Source organism: Niabella agricola, from assembly GCF_021538615.1.
Classification (GTDB): domain Bacteria; phylum Bacteroidota; class Bacteroidia; order Chitinophagales; family Chitinophagaceae; genus Niabella; species Niabella agricola.
In genome coordinates, this window is record NZ_JAJHIZ010000003.1 from 2876173 (window position 1) to 2896397 (window position 20225).

At 43.3% G+C, this 20225-nt stretch carries 16 protein-coding genes; 5 read left to right on the top strand and 11 right to left on the bottom strand.

Going from position 1 to position 20225, the window contains the following annotated elements:
- Positions 1 to 10: 10 nt before the first annotated feature.
- Genes LL912_RS17450 through LL912_RS17460 form a run of 3 tightly spaced genes read right to left on the bottom strand, consistent with a single transcriptional unit; the run spans position 11 to position 5713 of the window.
- A complete protein-coding gene (locus LL912_RS17450; RefSeq protein WP_235554874.1) occupies positions 11 to 913 on the bottom strand; it encodes a DUF5017 domain-containing protein in 903 nt (300 codons plus the stop codon).
- Positions 914 to 928: 15 nt separating this feature from the next.
- Positions 929 to 2500: a RagB/SusD family nutrient uptake outer membrane protein gene (locus LL912_RS17455; RefSeq protein ID WP_235554875.1), complete on the bottom strand. Its 1572-nt coding sequence runs from the start codon at positions 2498 to 2500 to the stop codon at positions 929 to 931.
- Between the two features lie 33 nt (positions 2501 to 2533).
- Entirely contained in the window at positions 2534 to 5713 is a 3180-nt protein-coding gene (locus tag LL912_RS17460) for a SusC/RagA family TonB-linked outer membrane protein (RefSeq protein WP_235554876.1), read from the bottom strand.
- 214 nt (positions 5714 to 5927) lie between these two features.
- Between LL912_RS17460 and LL912_RS17465 the strand changes: the two genes are divergently transcribed.
- Positions 5928 to 6959 carry a winged helix-turn-helix domain-containing protein gene (locus tag LL912_RS17465; protein WP_235554877.1) on the top strand — a complete coding sequence of 344 codons (1032 nt, stop codon included), beginning with the start codon at positions 5928 to 5930 and terminating at the stop codon, positions 6957 to 6959.
- A 240-nt stretch (positions 6960 to 7199) separates the two neighbouring features.
- On the opposite strand, the gene LL912_RS17470 is transcribed toward LL912_RS17465, so the two are convergent.
- The 3 genes from LL912_RS17470 to ybeY all read right to left on the bottom strand — a co-directional run bounded on the left by LL912_RS17470 (position 7200) and on the right by ybeY (position 10810).
- Entirely contained in the window at positions 7200 to 7937 is a 738-nt protein-coding gene (locus tag LL912_RS17470; protein ID WP_255785742.1) for a DUF2490 domain-containing protein, read from the bottom strand.
- Between the two features lie 77 nt (positions 7938 to 8014).
- A complete protein-coding gene (gene mnmG, locus LL912_RS17475; protein ID WP_235554879.1) occupies positions 8015 to 9883 on the bottom strand; it encodes a tRNA uridine-5-carboxymethylaminomethyl(34) synthesis enzyme MnmG in 1869 nt (622 codons plus the stop codon).
- Positions 9884 to 10372: 489 nt separating this feature from the next.
- On the bottom strand, positions 10373 to 10810 hold the full coding sequence (gene ybeY, locus LL912_RS17480) for an rRNA maturation RNase YbeY (RefSeq protein WP_235554880.1): 438 nt from the start codon (positions 10808 to 10810) through the stop codon (positions 10373 to 10375).
- 59 nt (positions 10811 to 10869) lie between these two features.
- Here ybeY and LL912_RS17485 point away from each other — a divergent pair, with 59 nt between their 5' ends.
- A complete protein-coding gene (locus LL912_RS17485; RefSeq protein WP_235554881.1) occupies positions 10870 to 11115 on the top strand; it encodes a FeoA family protein in 246 nt (81 codons plus the stop codon).
- Positions 11116 to 11122: 7 nt separating this feature from the next.
- Entirely contained in the window at positions 11123 to 11695 is a 573-nt protein-coding gene (gene nadD, locus LL912_RS17490) for a nicotinate (nicotinamide) nucleotide adenylyltransferase (protein ID WP_235554882.1), read from the top strand.
- On the opposite strand, the gene LL912_RS17495 is transcribed toward nadD, so the two are convergent.
- From LL912_RS17495 to nadA, 4 genes are all read right to left on the bottom strand, one after another.
- Positions 11680 to 12918, bottom strand: a complete 1239-nt coding sequence (locus LL912_RS17495; RefSeq protein ID WP_235554884.1) for a chromate transporter — start codon at positions 12916 to 12918, stop codon at positions 11680 to 11682. The genes nadD and LL912_RS17495 overlap by 16 nt on opposite strands.
- A 233-nt stretch (positions 12919 to 13151) precedes the next feature.
- On the bottom strand, positions 13152 to 13907 hold the full coding sequence (fabG, locus tag LL912_RS17500) for a 3-oxoacyl-[acyl-carrier-protein] reductase (protein WP_235554885.1): 756 nt from the start codon (positions 13905 to 13907) through the stop codon (positions 13152 to 13154).
- An 82-nt stretch (positions 13908 to 13989) separates the two neighbouring features.
- Positions 13990 to 15180, bottom strand: a complete 1191-nt coding sequence (locus tag LL912_RS17505; RefSeq protein WP_235554886.1) for a PQQ-dependent sugar dehydrogenase — start codon at positions 15178 to 15180, stop codon at positions 13990 to 13992.
- A 19-nt stretch (positions 15181 to 15199) separates the two neighbouring features.
- Positions 15200 to 16210: a quinolinate synthase NadA gene (gene nadA, locus LL912_RS17510; protein WP_235554888.1), complete on the bottom strand. Its 1011-nt coding sequence runs from the start codon at positions 16208 to 16210 to the stop codon at positions 15200 to 15202.
- Positions 16211 to 16783: 573 nt separating this feature from the next.
- On the opposite strand from nadA, the gene LL912_RS17515 reads away from it, so the two are divergent.
- On the top strand, positions 16784 to 18970 hold the full coding sequence (locus LL912_RS17515) for a S46 family peptidase (RefSeq protein ID WP_235554890.1): 2187 nt from the start codon (positions 16784 to 16786) through the stop codon (positions 18968 to 18970).
- Between the two features lie 55 nt (positions 18971 to 19025).
- Positions 19026 to 19358, top strand: a complete 333-nt coding sequence (locus LL912_RS17520) for a hypothetical protein (protein WP_235554891.1) — start codon at positions 19026 to 19028, stop codon at positions 19356 to 19358.
- 22 nt (positions 19359 to 19380) lie between these two features.
- Here LL912_RS17520 and LL912_RS17525 read toward each other — a convergent pair whose 3' ends face one another.
- Positions 19381 to 20088 (bottom strand): NUDIX hydrolase, encoded by a 708-nt coding sequence (locus LL912_RS17525; RefSeq protein ID WP_235554893.1) that lies wholly within the window; start codon positions 20086 to 20088, stop codon positions 19381 to 19383.
- Between the last annotated feature and the right edge of the window lie 137 nt (positions 20089 to 20225).

A 20225-nucleotide genomic window follows, 5' to 3' on the forward strand; every position in this document is an offset into this window, starting at 1 on the left:
TCTTTTTTTATTATGGAGCCGTAATTGTTAACTCCATTTCCTTTACAACAGATGCCGCTTCTTTTACATTCACATTTGTGGCTACAAATACCACTTTGTATACGCCGGGTTTGTTATATACCCTTGTATATTCATATAATTTTTGGGAAATGTTTTTAATGGGTTCTCCCTTATCCGGCATTGTTTTGTTAGGATTGAACTGTTTGGTGATCACCCAGTCGTCATCCAGATCGGTGCTGTTCCGTACCGTTAATAATTGCGCAGAAGTAATGCTCCAGTTGGTTGCAGGGCCACTGAAATTAAAGGAGGTCCAGCCAGCAGTTGCCATATTGGCCAGTATCGTTTCATCGCCCTGCTGATTAATGCTCTTCAGGTCAAAGGAACGGATCACCCAACGGTTTTGCTGTGCCTCCGGTTTTATCACATTGGTTTTATACCGGAACGCGATGGCTATATTTTTATTGCGGGCGGCAAAACTGCTCAGATCAATATTGCCCGAAGGCGTTTGATCCTGGCCGGTTGATAGCACCGCTTTATCCGTAATGTCTTCCCAGGTAGCGGCTTTTACATTGGTGGAATCGTATTTCCCGCTAAAATCGGTAGACACCAGCAGCTTGATCACCGACTGATCGATGGGCATCTGCCCGAACTGTGCATAGCTTTTAAAATTAAGAGATATGGAATTTCCTTCCACAACCGTACGTTGCCGGAAGTCGTAGACATGACCGGCCTCGCCCGACCAGAACACCAGATTGTTGGGCTTTCCATTTATTACAAAGCGAATGGGCTCTCCCACCTTATAACTGGTTTTTTCGAGCTCTATAGAAAAGTTATCAAAGGCATCCAGCGCATATCTTTTTTTGCAGGAAACCAGTGAAAGAAAAAACAGCACAGCAATTATTAGCTTATTCATCGCATACAATTTTTATTACCAACCGGAATTTTGTTTGATATTAGGATTCACCGCCAGTTCACTGTTGGGAATCGGGAATAATACTGCCCGCGCAGTTACCCGCTGGGCCTGCGCTACAGCAGGATCCCGTAGCGCCGTAGGCATATTTGCCTGGTATTCCCGCGCCTGTGCCTGCATAACCGTTGGATAAATCCCCCAGCGTATCAGATCATGCTTGCGAATCCCTTCAAAGGCCAGTTCCCGCAGCCGCTCATTTACGATCAGCTCCTGGAAGTCTTGCTGTGAAAGGCCCGCGGGCGCATCGGCCTGGGTATCCGGGGCAAGCACATCTTTCCCATATCCTCTCCGCCTCACCATGTTAATGGCCATATACGCTTTTTCGGAAGGCCCGTTGTTTAAGTAGTTGTCGGCTTCCGCAAACATCAGCAGGACATCCGCATAGCGTAACAAGGGCCAGTTGGTTCCGGTATTGTTCTGGTTCCGGGGCAAAACGGTTTCATATTCCCTTCTCCATTTTCCATTACTGCGCTCGTAAATTTCGTTGGCCCCCCAGGCGGTGCGTACCACCGTGCTTCCAGTGGTTACAAACCGGAACGGCGCCACGGCCCAGTCTCTTCGCAGATCACCATTGGCATAGGCATTGTACAGTTTAGCCGTGGCATGTACATAATCATATCCATACCCGGTATCGATATTGCCGCAGGTAATACCGTTATAACTTCCAATGGTACCGCCTTCCTGTATTTCACCCTGGCTGGTTCCTTTAAATTCTACTTCCCAAAGATTTTCCCGTGTGTCAAAAATTTCTTTAACATGATTGATATAGATCTGCCTGAAATCGGGGTTTAACCCATGCAGGCCCGACTGCATTACACTATCGGCATAGGCCCGGGCCTCCGTATATTTTGAAACATCCTTCAACGGAGTTCCGGCCATCGTTAAACAAACCCGGGCCAGTATACCCTGTACCGTGGTCTTTGTAATACGGGTGTTATATCCGTAATCCGAAACCGACCGTACAAGACCCTCTGCTTCTTTCATGTCTTTTAATATCTGATCATAAATCTCTTTTACCGGACTACCGGGCAGCGGCGCTTCTTCCGGGCTTTTGCTGGATTGCAGTTTTAGAGGCACGGAGCCAAATTCATCTGTCAGTAAAAAATAATAATAGGCTCTCAGGAAAAGCGCCTGCCCTTTTATCTCTTTACGTTTTGCTTCACTTACCTGCTGTGCCTTGTCTATATTTTCCAACAACATATTTGCCCGTTCAATACCGGTATACAAAGCTTCCCAATGCCGGTTGATTTCCAGGGTGGATGCATCGATGATGTTGGCATTGATTCCGGAGGTTTGGTTTTTCATGAAGAACTCGTCACTCACCACCAGGTAGCTGGCCATCCCCTGCGCATACACCCGGTTATCGCCCATACGGTCATAAACCCCGGCCAGGGCCGATTCCAGCTCACTTTCTGTATTGTAATAGTTAACCGGCGATACAAAATCCTGCGGGGTTGTGTCCAGAATCTTGTTGCACGAAAAACCCAGCAATGCCAGTGCTGTATAGATATAATAGAAACGCTTTTTCATATGAATATTTTTATGGGTTCTTTATCGCTGTCGTTAAAAAGTAATGTTCATACCAAGTGTTACCGTACGCGCTCTTGGATAAGGGCTCCAATCGAAACCTGGCGTCAGCGCCGTGTTCCGTACAGAAACCTCCGGATCTAATCCGGAATATTTGGTCCAGGTGGCCAGGTTCTGCGCAGAAAGATGCACCCGAGCCGCCTGGATCTTCCAGCGCTTCATCAATGCGGATGAAAGATTATATCCCAACGATACCGTTTTTAACCGCAGGAACGATCCGTCTTCAATATTCCTGCTGGAGTAAACATTCGGCCCATAACCACCGGCCACCGGCAGCAGGCTGCTTTGATTATCAACAGACCACCGGTTCTCATAGCTTTTATACATATTCAGGTTCATCCTTGCTTCAGCTCCTTCGAAAACGATCCGGTTGGCGTTCAACACATCATTTCCATATGACCATTGTAAAAACACATTCAGATCAAATTGTCCGTAGCGGAAATTATTGGAAAAGCCACCAATATGTTTGGGATTGGGATTGCCGATAATGGTTTGATCATTGGCATCTACGGCCCCATCTCCATTAATATCTTTGTATTTTATATATCCTGGTTTTATAAGTGACCGGTCGCCTCCGTTATTGGGCACATCCGGTTTCAACTCATAGGTTCCATTGGGTAATACATTGAAATCACTTATGGGATATAGGCCATCAAAAACATATCCGTAAAATAAAGCCACGGGCTGTCCGGGTAACGCGATATAGGGTAGCGAATTATTAAAGCTGGCATTCCAGTTGGTGATACGGGTAATCAAACTGGGTTGATCCCCGTTCAGTTCCTTTATCTCGTTATTATTAAACGCAATGTTGAAATTAGATGACCAGGTAAAATTCTTGGTGCTTACATTTACGGTATTGAGGGTAAATTCAAGTCCTCTATTTGCTACAACACCAATATTTTTAAAGGCGGTCAGGTAACCCGTTGACGTAGGCAGCGACGCCTCCAGCAAGAGATCCGTGGTTCTTTTATAATAGTAATCAGTAGTCAAACTGATGCGTTCTTTAAACAGGCTAACGTCCAGGCCCAGATCCAGGTTGGCGGTGCGTTCCCATTTTAGATTATTATTGCCAACCAGTATAGGAACCGTTCCCTTTATATAGGTACCATTAAAATAGTATCCGCTCTTGGTATTACCTGTATTGGAGGACACTTCCTGGTCCAGCACGCTGAGATAAGGAAAATCGGAAACCCTGTTGTTACCGGTAATACCATAGGATATCCTAAGTTTTGCAGCGGAGATTGCCTTGGCGGTTTTAAGAAAGGGTTCGTTTCCCAAATTCCAGGCAAAAGCGCCGGAGGGAAAATAGCCCCACCGGTTTTGAGGTGCGAATTTGGAAGATCCGTCACTCCGGAACGAAGCGGTAAACAGGTAACGCGAATTGTAGGTATAGTTCACACGCCCAAGCATGGATACAAGGGTAGAATAAGAACCCGAAGTTGTTTTTGAAAGTATGGTTCCCTGGTCAAGCCCCTTGATCCCCAGTACCTCGTTTGGCAATAAGATCGATACAAAGCCATTCCCCTGGGTGCTGTTGCGTTGCATGGTAAATCCTCCAACAGCATCTACCCGGTGTTTGCTGTTAAACGTCCGGTTGAAGGTAAGCAGGTTTTCATTCAGCAGGCTGCGGACATTCTGGTTATCAATCGAACCATTAATACCATAAGTAGCGCCATAAACCGTGCGCGGGTTTCCGGCTGCAGTTTTTGAATTATTAAACCGCTCAAACCGGAGATCTATATCGGTTAGTCCGCCATTTACCCGGAATTTAAAATATTTGAGAAACGAATATTCCAGGAATGCATTGGTGAAAAAAGATTTATTGAAAGCGTACATATACATGTTATTGGAGTTCACCACCGGGTTCACCCTTAAGTCGGTATTGGACGCCACTTCATCATCAAACGGTATATCTATAAAATCATCGCTTTCTCCCTTTCCGGTAACCGGCCGGTAACCCCAGGTGCTGTAAAGCAGGTAGGATGAAGCATTGCCGGCAGAAGAGCTGTTCAGATTGTCGCTGGTCAAATTGGCGATCTGCCCGTTTTTTATCGCCTGCGTATAATTGGTATTGATGCCCGTTCTGAAATTTTTGCCAATACGTTGTTCAATCTGGAAACGGCCCTGATAACGTTTATATCCTCCATTGATCACTATGCCCTTTTGATCCAGGTAAGATCCGCTTACTGAATATTTGGTAGCGGCCGTTCCCCCTCTTACGGAAATACTGTGATTTTGCATAAAGGCATTTTGCAGCACATAGTCCTGCCAGTCTACTCCTTCCATATCCTTATACGATTCCAGTGTTTTACCATCCTGCAGGTACAGGCGCTCTGCCATTGTACGGTTCAGCTCCAGCTGGTATTTGACAAACTCATACGGGCTCATCACCGGAAGCTTCTTCATGGGATACTGAAGTCCCAGCCAGTTATTGTACGCTACCACCGGAGGCCCGGTTTTTCCCTGCTTTGTTTTGATGATGATGACACCATTGGCGCCCCTTGCTCCGTAAATAGCAGTGGAGGAAGCATCTTTCAGCACTTCAATGGATTCGATGTCATCCGGGTTAATCGTATTGTTGTCCGGACTCTCCAGCGGAAAACCATCTACCACATATAATGGCGAGTTGGATTGTGTAATGGAATTACCTCCACGGATTACGATATTGCTGGTGCTTCCCGGCTGACCATCATTGGAGCTTACCTGCATACCGGCTACCCTTCCGGCCAGTGCATCTTCAAAAGAAACGACCGGCGCCTTTTCCATGTCTTTCATATTAACAGAACCTACAGACCCGGTGAGATCTTTCCGCTTTACTTCCCCATATGCAATTACCACCACATCATCCAGTACCTGGTTGCTGGGTGCCAACTGTATTTTATAATGATTTTCGCCCGAAACAGGAACCGTTTGCGTGGTGTACCCTACCATGGAAATAACCATTACATCATTTTCCCGGATATTGGAGAGATTAAAATTCCCCTTGGTATCGGTGATACCGGATACGGATTTGCCCTGTATAATAACAGTGGCCTTTTGCAGGGGCGTTCCATTTTCATCCGTAACAGTACCGGTAACACTCTTTACGGTCTGCGCCAAACAGCTGATCGGAAAACTAAAGGCGAACAGCAACGGCAAGATTTTACTTCGTTTCATACGCAATATTCGTTATTTTATAGTCTGGTCTGGACTGGTATATATAAAAACAAACATAGGCTTAATTTTCTTTTTTCCAAATTTTTACATCATATTTTTTATAATCATTTTAAAATAAATTAATTACACATATATTATACTTGTATACTAAAGCATCTCCGCTTCTGGTTTGGTTTGTTTTGGTTATTACTTACTTTTGCCGGAAAGATTTTTTATGAGCTCAGCAGTGGATGCAGATACAAAACAGGTGAAAAATGAACTACACGCCAAACTGAAGTATGAGCAATTATCAGAGTATATTATTTCGCTTATCGAAAGCGACCAATTACATATCGGAGATCAGATTCCTTCATTAAAGCAATTGCAGTTACAACTCCGGATGAGTAAGGAAACGTTGCTAAAGGGATTGAATCACCTGGTTGAAAAAGGCATCATAGAATCGATATACCGTAAAGGTTATTTTGTAAGGAAAAAAGCCATTGATCATAATTTCCGGATCTTCCTGCTGCTGGACAAAATGAACATTATGCGGGAACAACTCTACAGGAGTTTGTTCGATCACTTAAAGGAACGCGCAGATATTGACATTTATTTTCACCACCATAATTACCAGGTATTTGAAAAACTGATTCGGGAAAACCTGGGAAAATATACACATTATGTCATCGCTACTTTTCTTAAAGAAGATGTGACACCCCTGTTAAACCAGATCCCGGATAAGAAGAGAATTATCATCGACCTTCATGAAAAAGGTTTAACAGGGAACTATAACAGTATTTATCAGGATTTTGGATACGATATCTATCACAGCCTCCTTGCGCTGAATCATGAATTGTCCAAATACAAACGGCTTATTCTTGTAGCCCATCCGGAAGCGGTTCATGCCCGCCTGGTGATTGACGGCTTTCTACGTTATTGCACCGAAACCCAATTTCCCTACCTGATCCAATCGGAGATTGATGAAAAAAATTTCCGGAAAGGCAATGCATATGTAACATTCAGCCGATACAATACCGATGACGTGGCATTGATAAAGCTGGCCCGTAAAAAAAAGCTGACCCTTGGGAAAGAGGTGGGACTGATTTCCTATAATGATACCGATGTAAAAGAAATTCTTGAAGGGGGTATCACGGTGATCTCAACAGACTTTGAGGCCATGGGTAGGTCCGTTGCCGAAGTGGTGCTGGGTGATCAAATCGTAGTAAAACGTAATCCCACAAAACTCATTAAAAGAAAATCATTATAAATCTGGAAGGCATAGGCGCCCGATCATAGGCGTTTGCTTAATCGTTTAAAGTAAATTATGCGTCCGACTTGAAAGGTTAATCGCCAATAGGCTCTTTGTATAAAGCTGCTCTGTTATCCGCATACTTTAAAATGGCAGCCGCTCAGTTAATGAAGGCCTTGTCTGAAGGCAGAGCTATGGTCGTTCTATATTAAAGAAAAGGTGTAGATCCGAAAATGAACGAAATAATTCGTACTCCTGCTAATCGGCTACGGGCACATCAATATGCCGTTCATGATCCCCTTTTTTATCCAGCACAAAATTCAGCGCTAAATAAATAAAATGCAGGTTTCTGTTTCCCGACGGAGCTAATTCCCGTTGCCACATATACCCTGTAGAGGTACCTACAGTTTTTGTAAACTGGTAGCCAAATCCTGCAAACAGGCGACTCCTTTTTAAGAGATCTGCTTTGGGACCAAAAAACAACTCTTCAAATCCGTTTATAAAAAAAGTTTTGGGCTCCACTTTTTTGCTGTTGATGGGTAACGTAGCGCTGAGCCGGTAACGAAACCGCTGATCGGTTTTGTTTACATCCGTTTGAGGATAGTGGAAAAAACGCTGCTCGGCGCGGCCCCGGTGATCCATTTTCAATTTACCGATCTTGTTGGTGAACGTATACTGCAGCCAAAGGCGTAGCTCCCGTTGATAACGTTCATGTTCCCGGTATGTAATATATCGGCCAAACCCGATAAAGGGTTGATTGTTCTTATCAATATTATACCCGATCCCGCCCTTGGTTTCAGTATAATCCAGCGGTGTAAAATGTTCGATGGAACGCGCCTGCAATTCTGTATAAGCCATCCACCTGGAATTGAATTTATAAGTAAGCGACGTCATCAAAAAGCCGGAAAGATGCTCCTTACTTTGGGTTTGAGAAATACACCGTTGGGTGATAGTTAAAAAAAGGATTGCAATGAATACTGTGCAACTACGAAACATAACTGATTTTTACCGCGGATGAAAAACGGATTTAACAGACAGGCTTGTTACTGAACCGAATGATTATTTTTTTTGCCTTACCGACCCATATATACCATCAGGATTTGGATATCGCTGGGTTTAATACCGGAAATCCGGCTGGCCTGCCCCAGGGTTTGCGGCCGGATACGATTTAATTTTTCTTTGGCTTCATTTCCAAGAGAACTTAATCGCGTATAATCGAAACCGGAGGGAATCGACAGATTTTCCATTTCACTCATCCGGTTTACCAGTTCCCGCTCCTTTTCAATATACGTTTCATATTTGGTAAGGATGGAAGCCTGCTCCAATTCCTCCCTGGTATAATTTTTTACCTGTTCCTTCAAAAAAGGTATGGCGTCCACCAGGTTGTCCAACTCAATATCCGGTCGCAATAAGAGCTTTTCTGCCTTTTGTTTTTCCTGAATCGGGGAAGAATTATGATCGGCTAAAAACCCATTGATTTCCTCAGGCCGGAGCATAGTTTCTTTTAATATAGCTCTAATATTGACTATATTTTTATTTTTTTGCCGTATTTTATCCATTCTTTCCTCTGAAGCCAAGCCCAATTGATAACTGATAGGGGTAAGCCGTGCATCTGCATTATCCTGGCGAAGCAGGGTACGGTATTCTGCTCGCGAAGTAAACATGCGGTATGGTTCTTCAGTCCCTTTGTTAATCAGGTCATCAATCAACACGCCGATATAGGCGTCGCTTCTTTTCAATGTAAACGGATCTTTTCCGTGTGCCTTCAAATGAGCATTGATACCTGCCATGATTCCCTGGCAGGCGGCTTCCTCATACCCCGTGGTTCCATTAATCTGACCAGCGAAGTATAAATTATATATTATTTTAGTTTCTAATGTGTTTTGAAGCTGGGTGGGGGGAAAATAATCGTATTCGATAGCGTAGCCCGGCCGGAATAAACGGACGCTTTCAAATCCGGGAACCATCTTGAGCGCTGCATATTGCACTTCTTCCGGCAGCGAAGTAGAAAACCCGTTCACATAAATTTCTACGGTGTTCCAACCTTCAGGTTCTATAAAGAGTTGGTGTCGCTCCTTGTCTGCAAAGCGATTAATCTTGTCTTCAATACTCGGACAATAACGCGGTCCCACTCCATCAATGCGTCCGGCGTACATCGGGCTCCGATCAAAGCCTGTCTTTAACATATCATGTACTTTCTGATCGGTATAAGTGATCCAGCAGCAGCGCTGTTTAGAGGCATCAATTTTCGGCGTATCTGTAAATGAAAAACCAACGATATCGGCATCTCCTTCCTGTACTTCCATTTTTTTATAGTCCAGGCTCCTTCCGTCTACCCTGGGAGGTGTTCCGGTTTTTAAACGGTCACTTTCAAATCCCAGATCAACCAACTGCTCGGTAATACCACTGGCGGCCTTTTCTGCCACACGTCCTCCCCCAAATTGTTTTTCACCGATATGAATGATCCCATTCAGGAAGGTTCCATTTGTTAATACAACCGCCTTACTCCGAATTTCATGTCCTAAACCGGTGATTACCCCCCTTACAATCCCATCCTTTACAAGTAAACCCTTTACCATATCCTGATAGAAATCAAGGTTAGGTGTCTGTTCCAGCATTTCTCTCCACTTGGCAGCAAATAACATCCGATCGCTTTGCGCCCTGGGACTCCACATGGCGGGACCTTTTGACCGGTTCAGCATCCGGAACTGAATCATGGAAAGATCCGTAACAACCCCGGAGTACCCTCCAAGGGCATCAATTTCTCTAACAATCTGTCCCTTCGCAATACCCCCCATTGCCGGATTACAGCTCATTTGAGCAATAGTCTGCATATTCATGGTTACCAACAGGGTTTTGGAACCCATATTAGCGGCAGCGGCAGCGGCTTCACAACCTGCGTGCCCAGCACCAACAACAATTACATCATATTCTGGAAACATGCGTGCAAAATTACGCCATTCCTTTTATAAGTAACTCCCAGATACATTATCGGGTAAACTCAGCCACTAAATCAGACAGGCATTATTTTACTCCTATATTTATAGGTATTGCGTTATACTATCGTTCCACGTGAAACAAATCCTTAAATCAATCCAGCCTATAGCCTATAATTAAACGCGAGTTTTTTTATTTCATAACCTGTTCCACGTGAAACAGCCGGAATAATACATGATCCCTATTAATTAGAAACGCCACTGCTAAAGCAATATCTCAACATTACAAGGCGGACCCATTATTATTCCAATTTGTTGGTCGCACATAACGTTTCACGTGAAACAATGGATACCCTATTACTATTCCTTCCCAATATTAAATATAAATAGGCCTTATACTAATTTATAAAATACTACGATCGTTCCACGTGAAACAAATTTATTAGGTCTATATTCAATACACCAGGTAAACCACTTTCTGTTTCACGTGAAACGTTATTTAAACCCATAGCGCTGAAGACATTCATCTTCTTTTGTCCGCATCAGCTTCTGTTCAGCCTCTGTTTTATCATTGTAACCACATAAATGTAAGGCCCCATGAAAAATTACCCGGTGCAGCTCCTTGGAAATGGACAGGTTTAATCCCCGGGCATTGGAACGAACCGTATCAACACTGATAAAAATATCCGCCACCATCGGCTCAGAAGGCTTTTCGCGCAAATCGAAGGTGATAATATCCGTGTAGTAATCATGTTTCAGGTATTGCCGGTTGATTTCCAGGATCTCTTCATCACCACAAAACACGTAATGCAACATATCCAGCTCCCGGTTGTTTTCTCTAAATAGAATAGCAAGAGAATGCTTCAGCCGGTTCCGGTCTTTAAGCGATATATTTTTACGAAAGGAAAAGGTTATTTGAGGTAAATGCTTCACACTGATATTTTTTCAAAATTCGTAAATAAAACACAACCCACAATAGCTAGATTTGCAGTATGGAACAACAAAAGGAACTTCTTCTTTCAGATCTAAAGCCGGGACAGCGTGCCCGCATACAAAAATTCACTACGGAAGAGATCTTCCTTAAATTGATGGAAATGGGTTGCTTGCCCGGTGAAGAGATCGAAATTATTAAGATCGCCCCATTAAATGATCCGATATCCATTTCAGTAGCAGGATATACGCTCAGCCTTAGGTTGGATGAGGCTCGGTTTATCGTCGTGTCTACCATAAACTATTGATCCTCCTATGAAAATTGGTTTATTCTTTGGTTCCTTTAATCCAATCCATCATGCGCACCTGATTATTGCCAACCACATCCTGAATGAGGGATTGGTTGAAAAAGTATGGCTCGTTGTTTCTCCGCATAACCCTCTAAAAGAAACCGCTGCACTTCTAAATGAAAACCAGCGCCTACACCTTACCCGCCTGGCAATTGAAACAGATACGCGGATGCAGGCCATCGATATCGAATTTACCTTACCCAGACCTTCTTATACCGCTGTAACATTGGCGCACCTAACAGAGAAATATCCCAAACATGAGTTTGCAGTAATCCTCGGCGGAGATAGTTTTCAGAATATAAAAAGGTGGAAGAATTATAATTATATATTAGAAAATTTTAATATATTAATATATAAAAGACCCGGTTTTGAAATTGATACCCGGTTAAGTGATCGTATAAAAATACTGGATGCGCCGCTGCTTGAAATATCGGCTACAGCCATCCGTCAGCTTATCAGGGCCAGGAAATCTATCCGGTACCTGCTGCCAGAGGCAGTAATAGAAGAGATTGAAAAATCGGGTTACTTTAGAAAATAACCCAGTAGTAAGCAAAGGAATACTAAAACCGGGGCAGGGAGTTTTGTAAAAATCAGCACGGCTGATGTTCCCAAAACCACGGCCAGGTTGGTGATCTCAATAGAACCAATATCAAATATTGCCAGATCCTTTACAATATATACGGTTGAACCCAGCATGATCCCCGTTACCGAAGCGTTAATACCTTCCAGCGACCGGTAGATTACCGAGTACTTCTTCAACATATTCCAGATCGGGAAGAAAAAAAGTACGAGTAACGCGCTTGGTAAAAAAATACCCGCCATTCCGATAATGGCCCCTACTACCTGCATGGAAGCGCCCATATCTTTTAACGCCAATCCTCCCGTATAGGAAGCAATAGAAAAAACGGGTCCGGGCATTGCCCGAACCATACCGATTCCCGTCAGCATCTCTGCTTTGTCGATCTTTATCGCGTTCGGATTTTTCTCCTTAACCTCGTCTGGTCTTACACTGTACTGCTCATACATAATGGGCATTAACACGTTTCCGCCACCAAAAACCAAACTTCCCATCCGGTAATTATTCTCAAAAAGATTTACAGGCTTACGGTACTCCCACTCATTCTTACGCGCCAGCTCACTAAAAATACCAGCAAGAATAAAAATAATCGCAAACAGCCAAATATTCCACCACTGGATTTTACCCGGTTTTACGTCTACCTGCGGAATCCGTTTCTTACTTAGGTTGGTTACAACTCCTCCCGTTACAATTAGTAACGGAACAATAAAAGGACGTCCAAAGAAAAAGAATGTAATCAGACCCGATACCAACGCAATTATCAACGTAATGGTATTATTCACCGAAAAAGGAAAAACCGAAACGCAGGCATATATTAAAAAACCGGCCGCCATGGGCACAATAAACCTGAAAATATTCAAACTATCTTCTCCATTCAGATAATTTACTAAAAATGAAAGTGCACCCATGATGGAGCAAGCAGGTAAGATCCAAACAAGCAGGGTGAGAATAGCCAGAGGAATCCCGCCCCGCTTAAAGCCGATAAGGGTAAGTGTTTGCGTGGATGAAGCGCCGGGCAACAACTGGCAAAATGCGTTGTATTCCATCAACTCCTTCTCAGTTATATAAGGGGTTTGCTTTACAAAGGTTTTCATCATCATAGCCAGATGGGCCTGAGGACCTCCGAAAGCGGTTAAGCCATGCAGCAATACCAACTTCAAAAAATGTAAATGCCTCAGCAACATCTGCAGATGATTCAATGATTCAGTTCTGAAACTTTCCTGATAAAAGTAGACAAAAAGATGCTACTATAAAACTTTCCGCAAAAGTTACTACTTTAATCAATGCTTTCCAAAATGAATGAACTCCCGATACATCGATCCACAGATACATTCTGATACAAAAAAAGAACGAATGAATCGTTCCTTTTTACTGCTGCCTTTAAAAGACAAATAACCTGACCCGCAAGCGCAGGCCATCAAATATTTAGTCCACCACAAACGCTGATTGTTTGACCGGTGATATAGGATCCCATATCCGAAGCAAGGAACAAGGCGGTATTGGCAATATCCTCTGCTTTTGCAAATTTTCCCAATGGTATATCTGAAAGATACTTAGCCGATGCATCTCCATCATGCAGATAGCTGGTCATATCGGTTTCTACAAAGCCTGGCGCTATAGCGTTACAGCGGATATTGCGACTTCCAAGCTCCTTTGCCACACTCTTTGTAAACCCGATGATCCCCGCCTTACTGGCTGCATAGCTGGCCTGACCGGCATTTCCCATTATCCCGATCACCGAGCTCATATTAATGATGCTGCCACTTTTGGCCTTCATCATCGGTTTAATGATTTGCTTGGTCATGTAAAAAACACTGTTCAGATTCACCTGCAGTACTGTTTCCCATTGTTCCTGTGTCATTCTCAGCAACAAATTATCTTTGGAAATTCCTGCATTATTCACGCAAATATCAACCGTACCAAACTCCTTCAATACGTCCGCTACAAAAGTCTCACAAGCTGCCATGTCTCCGGCGTTACTCTGCCATGCTTTGATCCTTACGCCTTTTTCACTCCATTTGTTTACTAAAGCATTTGCCTTTTCCGCACTGCTATCGCTTACATAAGAGAAGGCTACAGAAGCACCTTGTTCTGCAAACTTATCCACAATCGCTTCTCCAATTCCACGCGCCGCACCGGTAACTATGGCAATTTTATTCTCAAGTAATTTCATAAAAACAAATGGTTTAATAACAGCTGCAAATAAAGTTAATTATTTTGTTACAATAAAGTTTATTAAAGAATCAACGCAGGAATCATCGTTTCCCAAAAAAATAAATAACTCCGTTCTTATCGTCGCTGATAAAAAATGAATGCTGATTCCACTGAATGATATCGCAGGGCCTTCCATAGCGCACATTTTCTGTTTTACCCTGAAGAAAACCACTGATCACTTCGCGGTATCCGCCATCTGCTGTCAACTGCACAATGGCATTTCCCCGCTGCCTCCATACGCTCGTGCTTCCGTGCAACGCCACCAAAAACGTATTGTTCAATAACGGATCCTCAAAATCTGCCACATACTCAAACCCCAACGGAGCCGAATGTGCTTTAAATGCGTAGGGCGCAACAGGGGGCTTTCGCACAAATGAGGACCGTTTACTTTTTAAGAACTGTGTATCTGCAATAATGGTTTTCCGGTACTGATAATAATATGGCCATCCGTAAAAACCATTATCCGTAACAGTGTGGAATAATTCTTCTGGCTTATCTGGCCCGCGGTTGTCCCTGCCCATATGGGTAACCCAAAGTGCATCCTTTACCCATTTTATTCCCACTGCATTCCGGATGCCCCGTGCAAAGATCCGTTGATGACCACCATCCGGGTCCATTTCAACAACTGTAGCGCGTATATCCTCCGTTTCAATACAAGCGTCACAGCTGCTACCCACACTTACATAAATTTTATTCCTATAAAAGGCCATACTCCGGGTCAAATGCCATCCACCGTATTTATAGCTCAATCCATAATCCGGAAAAGTGGCAATCACCACAGGTTTCCCGGTTGGTACAGAATCACCGGGTAAATACTTGTAATAACTCAGTTTACCAGTTTCCGCAATATAGATGTAGGTCTGTTCGCCCGAAGCATAAAACGCTACCTGGTTGGGGTTATGCAGACCGCTTAGAAAAGTAGTGACTTTTCCGAATGTTTTTTCCTTTGCATCCCACTGCTCCAAAATCAGTATCCGCCCTTTCCTGTTATCACTCCGGTCATGCATATCGGTAACAAACAAGCGCCCATCGGGGCTTTTTGAAAAAAAACGTGGCCGCTCCAATCCCTGAACAGCCACATCTATACGATATCCCACGGGAACTTTTAACTGAAACGACCTTCCTTTTTTCAGATAAATGCTTTGGGTTGTTCGCTGTATATCCTGTTGCGAAAACAACATAAACGGAAAAAACGCCACTACGGCCATCAAAAAGGTCAATCGTTTTATCATACGCTATTATGGAAGACAATTACAAACCAGCTGCAGCACTGATCTCCAACATCCGGTCTATAGGCTTTTTGGCCGCCAATCTTAAGGATTCGTCCATAATGATGTCCGGCAACTCATACTTCATGCAGAGGTAAAGCTTCTCGAGTGTATTTCTTTTCATATGCGGACAATCGTTGCAGGCACAGCTATTATCCGGAGGGGCTGGAATAAACGTTTTCTCCGGGCTAGCCTTTTCCATCTGATGAAGGATGCCGGTTTCTGTAGCCACAATGTACTCGGTAGCGTCGTCTTCCCGGGTATATTTCAGCAATCCCGTAGTAGACCCGATATAATCTGCCATCCGCAATAAAGGCTCTTCACATTCAGGGTGTGCGATCAGCTTGGCGTTTGGATGCTGATGCCTCAACCTTGTGATCTTCTCAAGGCTGAAAATTTCATGTACCATACAAGCACCATTCCATAGCAACATATTCCTTCCGGTAACCTTATTGATATAGGCCCCCAGGTTTTTATCCGGTGCAAAAATAATATTCTGGTCTTTGGGAAAACTTTCAACGATCACCCGCGCATTGCTACTCGTAACAATCACATCACTCAGCGCTTTAATGCCCGCACTGCAGTTGATATAACTCACCACCACATGATCCGGATGCTGTTCTTTAAATTTCTGAAACAACGGCGGCGGACAACTGTCGCTTAATGAGCAACCCGCTTTAAAATCGGGGATCACCACTTTCTTCGTCGGGTTCAGGATCTTCGCTGTTTCCGCCATGAAATGCACGCCCGCAAAAACGATCATATCCGCATTCGTCTTTTGTGCTTCCTGTGCCAATCCCAGGCTGTCGCCGATGTAGTCTGCAATATCCTGGATATCCGGTTCCTGGTAGTAATGCGCCAGGATCACGGCATTTTTCTCTTTTTTCAATTTTTCAATTTCAACAAACAGATCCAACTTCGGATCCACGGCAATGTCCAGAAAGCCATTCCGGTCCAAATCATTTTTTGCTGTTTCCAAAATACCTGAATTCATGATTGAAAAATTTTGTACCTGCAATGATACGACCAAGCCAAATAAAAAATCAAAGTTTTTTCAAACCGCCCTTTTTCCTTTTAATAATATTTATATTAATTATTTATTTAAAAATCTCTATTATTATTACGGCTGTGAATTAGTGGATAACTGCTTTATGCACTAATTTTATTTTTTTCCGGGTTACGGTTACCCACAGCTATTCCACAGTTATTCACATAATGAAGTTACGAATCATATTGGTTACGGTTGCTTATGCACAAAAATGTGAATTACGGAATGTTTACAACGGATGAAAGACATAGTAAATTTACACTATGTTAATATTGTTGGTATAAACTGAAGACAGTCCACCAAAAATTCTAAACAGACACCGGCAAGGCAAACTTTTATCCGGTAATACATTTCACATACACGTTTCACAGTGGGTTATACACATTATTAATACGTAATTCACAGGGTGTTGGGGACAAAAAGGCCTCTAAAAAGACGAAAAAGCAATGGAAAGTATTAAAAACGAATGTAAGTAAGTAAGTAAATTTACTTTATCTTGCCTGCTTTATAATGCTGAAAATGATGACTTTTTTTAAAAAATTTTTCGGCCTGACGGCCGGATTGCTTTGCATGGGACTGGCAAAAGCCGATGAAGGAATGTGGCTCCCGCAATTACTGGAAAGCCTGAATGAAAAACGGATGCAGCAGCTGGGGATGAAAATCAGTGCAAAAGATATTTATGATATTAATAAAGGAAGCCTCAAAGATGCAATTGTAAGCTTTGGCGGATTTTGCACAGGCGAGGTTGTTTCTGAAAAAGGACTGGTGCTCACCAATCATCACTGCGGGTTTGAATCGGTACAAAAACATTCAACACTGGATAAAAATTACATCAGGGACGGCTTCTGGGCGCGGAATGGCGCCGAAGAATTACCCAACGCCGGTTTGTATGTAACATTTATTGTGCGCATTGATGATGTGTCGGACCAGGTATTAAAAGGAGTATCCAGACAAATGAAAGAACCGGAGCGGCAAAGCATTGTTGACCGGAACATCAGCGCATTGAAAAAAGCAACAAAACTGGGCAATTCCGAAAATGTGCTGATCAGTCCTTTTTTTGAAGGGAATAAATATTATCTGTTTGTAACCGAAACCTATACAGATGTGCGGCTGGTGGGCGCTCCTCCTTCCAGCATCGGAAATTTCGGGCAGGATTCAGACAACTGGATGTGGCCGCGGCACACTGGCGATTTTAGCGTTTTCAGGATTTATGCAGGAAAAAATAATCAGCCGGCTGAATATTCACCGGATAATGTGCCTTACGTGCCTAAAAAGGCTTTGACCATTTCTCTTAAAGGAATGCAACAGGATGACTTTACCATGGTTTTCGGATTTCCGGGCCGTACTACAGAGTATCTTCCCAGTGAGGCGGTGCGGCAGATCATGGAAGTAAATGACCCTGCCAAAATTTTGGTAAGAGACAGAACATTGAGTGTTATGAACCGGTATATGCGTGCAAATGAAGAACTGAAAATAAAGTATGCTTCAAAATATGCGGGAATTGCTAATGCCTGGAAGAAATGGCAGGGAGAAATACTGGGACTGAAGCGTACCGATGGATTACAAAAAAAATTGCAGTATGAAGCTGCTTTTCAAAAACGACTGGATGCCAGCGACCTGCTGAAAGCCAGGTATGGCCTTACTCTTCGGGATTTGAACAACGCCTATAAAGCTATAGAACCTTACGCCCTTACACGCGACTATTATCTTGAAATTACCAGTAAGATTGAGTTGTTCAGTATCATTAAAAAATTGAGGACCTTGAAAGCGGCAACCGGGAAACCGGGTTATGAAAAAGAGCTGGCCAAACAATTGGAAAGCCTTACGGAGCTTTACAAGAACCTGAGCATTGATGTAGATAAAGATATTTTTTCAGCATTACTTCCCTTGTATATGGAACAGCAGGCATCTTATATAGCACCTGTTTCCCGGCAGCAATTTGAACAGTATGGAAACGATTATCAACGATGGGCCGGCGCTTTGTATGCCGGGAATTTTTTTCTTGATGCGTCAAAAGTATTAAAAGGTGCGACGTCGGATCCCTCAGAAATTTTCCGGTACTTCGAAACAGATCCGGCCGCAAAACTGATTATTGGCATGACCGATCTGTACGACATGGAAATAGCTCCCAGACTGAACGAACTTCAGGCACGGATCAACGGGCTGCAGCGGGATTATATGAAGGCCCAGACGGAAGTATTTACCGACAGAAGTTTTTATCCGGATGCCAACAGCACCCTGCGCGTGGGTTTTGGAAAAGTAGATGACTACAAGCCGGCAGATGGGATCGCTTACAATTACTACACCTATCTGGATGGCGTTATGGAAAAATATAAACCCGGCGACTATGAATTTGATGTACCGGAAAAATTACGCCAGCTGTATCAAAAGAAAGAGTATGGCCGTTATGGGGTAAAAAACCCCGCTGGCGGTTACCGGATGCCGGTATGCTTTATTGCTTCCAATCATACAACAGGCGGCAACAGCGGCAGCCCCGTACTGGATGCAAATGGTCAGTTGGTGGGCATCAATTTTGACCGGGTATGGGAAGGCACCATGAGCGATATCAGTTATGATGCTTCCATTTGCCGGAACATTATGGTAGATATCCGGTATGTGTTATTCCTTATTGAAAAATATGCGGGAGCGGGTCATTTGATCCGGGAAATGAAGTTGGCTCATGCAATACCTGGTTCCCGTAAGTAAACGGGTAAAATTTAGTATATTTAAGATCTATTTGATTCACTTAAATCGATTTCTTATGGTAAACAACAAACACATTGCCACCTTTATACTGGGAGCCCTGGCAGGCCTGGCCGCCGGTAAATACACCAGTATGAGTGATGAAGAGAAAGAGAAAATGATGAACAATCTTAAAGAGAAAGCCAATAAATTAAAAGATGATGCCACTGCCTCCGCAGAGCAGGCACGGGATTATTTTTCAGAGCTGGCTACCAAGGGCATGGACTCTTTGAAAGAGCATTTCCCCGGGGCGGAAAAATGGATGCAGGATCTTTTTGGAAACAAAAAGACAGAGGCCACCGCAACAGATGCCGGAGCTGCTGCTGATAAATCAGCGGAAGCAGGTTCCTGAAAAAGGCCAACGAATCAAAGCCTTACAGGACGTTATTTGGATTGGGCACCAGCTTTAAGATTTTATGCAGGTTTTGCTGATAATTTTTGCGGTCCAGTTTATAAAAATAAGCGCCCTTTTTTGACCCGGTTTTATCCTTATCCCGCTGTTTCAACAATAACCCGGTAGAAAGCATCTTCCGGCTGAAATTACCTTTGTCAAAACTGGTTTCGAATACGTCTTCAAAAAGACTTTGTAAAAGCGGAAGTGTAAATTTATCGGGAAGCAGTTCAAAAAGGATAGCATGGGAAGTAGCTTTATACTGCAATCTTTTTTTTGCCATTTTTACCATCTCTTCATGATCAAAGATCAGGTTGGGGAAGTCCTTTATTGAAAACCACTCGGCCTGGTAAGCATCGCTCAAAATTTCCCTGTATTTTTTTAAATCGATCAGTGAAAAATAAGCAATGGAAATGGTGCGTTCCTGCGTATCCCTGCCGGGATTTGTAAAGGTATAAAACTGTTCCTGGTAGATATCTGTAAGACCGGTCAGCGAAGCCAGGATCCGGCTTGCCGCCTGGTCGGCACTTTCATTTTTTGCAACAAAGCCTCCCATCAGGCTCCACCGGCCTTTTAGCGGAGTAAGCGCGCGTTTTATCAGCAGGATCTTCAGATTTTGTCCGTCGTACCCGAAAACGATGCAATCCACCGCTACGGTATAACGTGATTGATTACTATATTTTGCCGCCATAAAAAATGCCTGGTTTTTCTAAAGTAGAATTTTCAAAATGACAATTATTGTGTGGTTTGTACCAACAAAAGTAATGGTTCTGCCGATGAATAAAACAGGGTACCGGGATATTTTATTTTTAGAAAAATCGATGCTGA

Bases quoted from the DNA above. Each gene is read 5' to 3' on its own strand.
- LL912_RS17505 (WP_235554886.1), bottom strand. From the start codon at position 15,180: ATGATAAAACGATTGACCTTTTTGATGGCCGTAGTGGCGTTTTTTCCG.
- LL912_RS17485 (WP_235554881.1), top strand. From the start codon at position 10,870: ATGGAACAACAAAAGGAACTTCTTCTTTCAGATCTAAAGCCGGGACAG.
- LL912_RS17495 (WP_235554884.1), bottom strand. From the start codon at position 12,918: ATGTTGCTGAGGCATTTACATTTTTTGAAGTTGGTATTGCTGCATGGC.
- mnmG (WP_235554879.1), bottom strand. From the start codon at position 9,883: ATGTTTCCAGAATATGATGTAATTGTTGTTGGTGCTGGGCACGCAGGT.
- LL912_RS17525 (WP_235554893.1), bottom strand. From the start codon at position 20,088: ATGGCGGCAAAATATAGTAATCAATCACGTTATACCGTAGCGGTGGAT.
- LL912_RS17455 (WP_235554875.1), bottom strand. From the start codon at position 2,500: ATGAAAAAGCGTTTCTATTATATCTATACAGCACTGGCATTGCTGGGT.
- nadA (WP_235554888.1), bottom strand. From the start codon at position 16,210: ATGAATTCAGGTATTTTGGAAACAGCAAAAAATGATTTGGACCGGAAT.
- LL912_RS17470 (WP_255785742.1), bottom strand. From the start codon at position 7,937: ATGTTTCGTAGTTGCACAGTATTCATTGCAATCCTTTTTTTAACTATC.
- nadD (WP_235554882.1), top strand. From the start codon at position 11,123: ATGAAAATTGGTTTATTCTTTGGTTCCTTTAATCCAATCCATCATGCG.
- LL912_RS17450 (WP_235554874.1), bottom strand. From the start codon at position 913: ATGAATAAGCTAATAATTGCTGTGCTGTTTTTTCTTTCACTGGTTTCC.
- LL912_RS17520 (WP_235554891.1), top strand. From the start codon at position 19,026: ATGGTAAACAACAAACACATTGCCACCTTTATACTGGGAGCCCTGGCA.
- LL912_RS17515 (WP_235554890.1), top strand. From the start codon at position 16,784: ATGATGACTTTTTTTAAAAAATTTTTCGGCCTGACGGCCGGATTGCTT.
- LL912_RS17460 (WP_235554876.1), bottom strand. From the start codon at position 5,713: ATGAAACGAAGTAAAATCTTGCCGTTGCTGTTCGCCTTTAGTTTTCCG.
- LL912_RS17465 (WP_235554877.1), top strand. From the start codon at position 5,928: ATGAGCTCAGCAGTGGATGCAGATACAAAACAGGTGAAAAATGAACTA.
- fabG (WP_235554885.1), bottom strand. From the start codon at position 13,907: ATGAAATTACTTGAGAATAAAATTGCCATAGTTACCGGTGCGGCGCGT.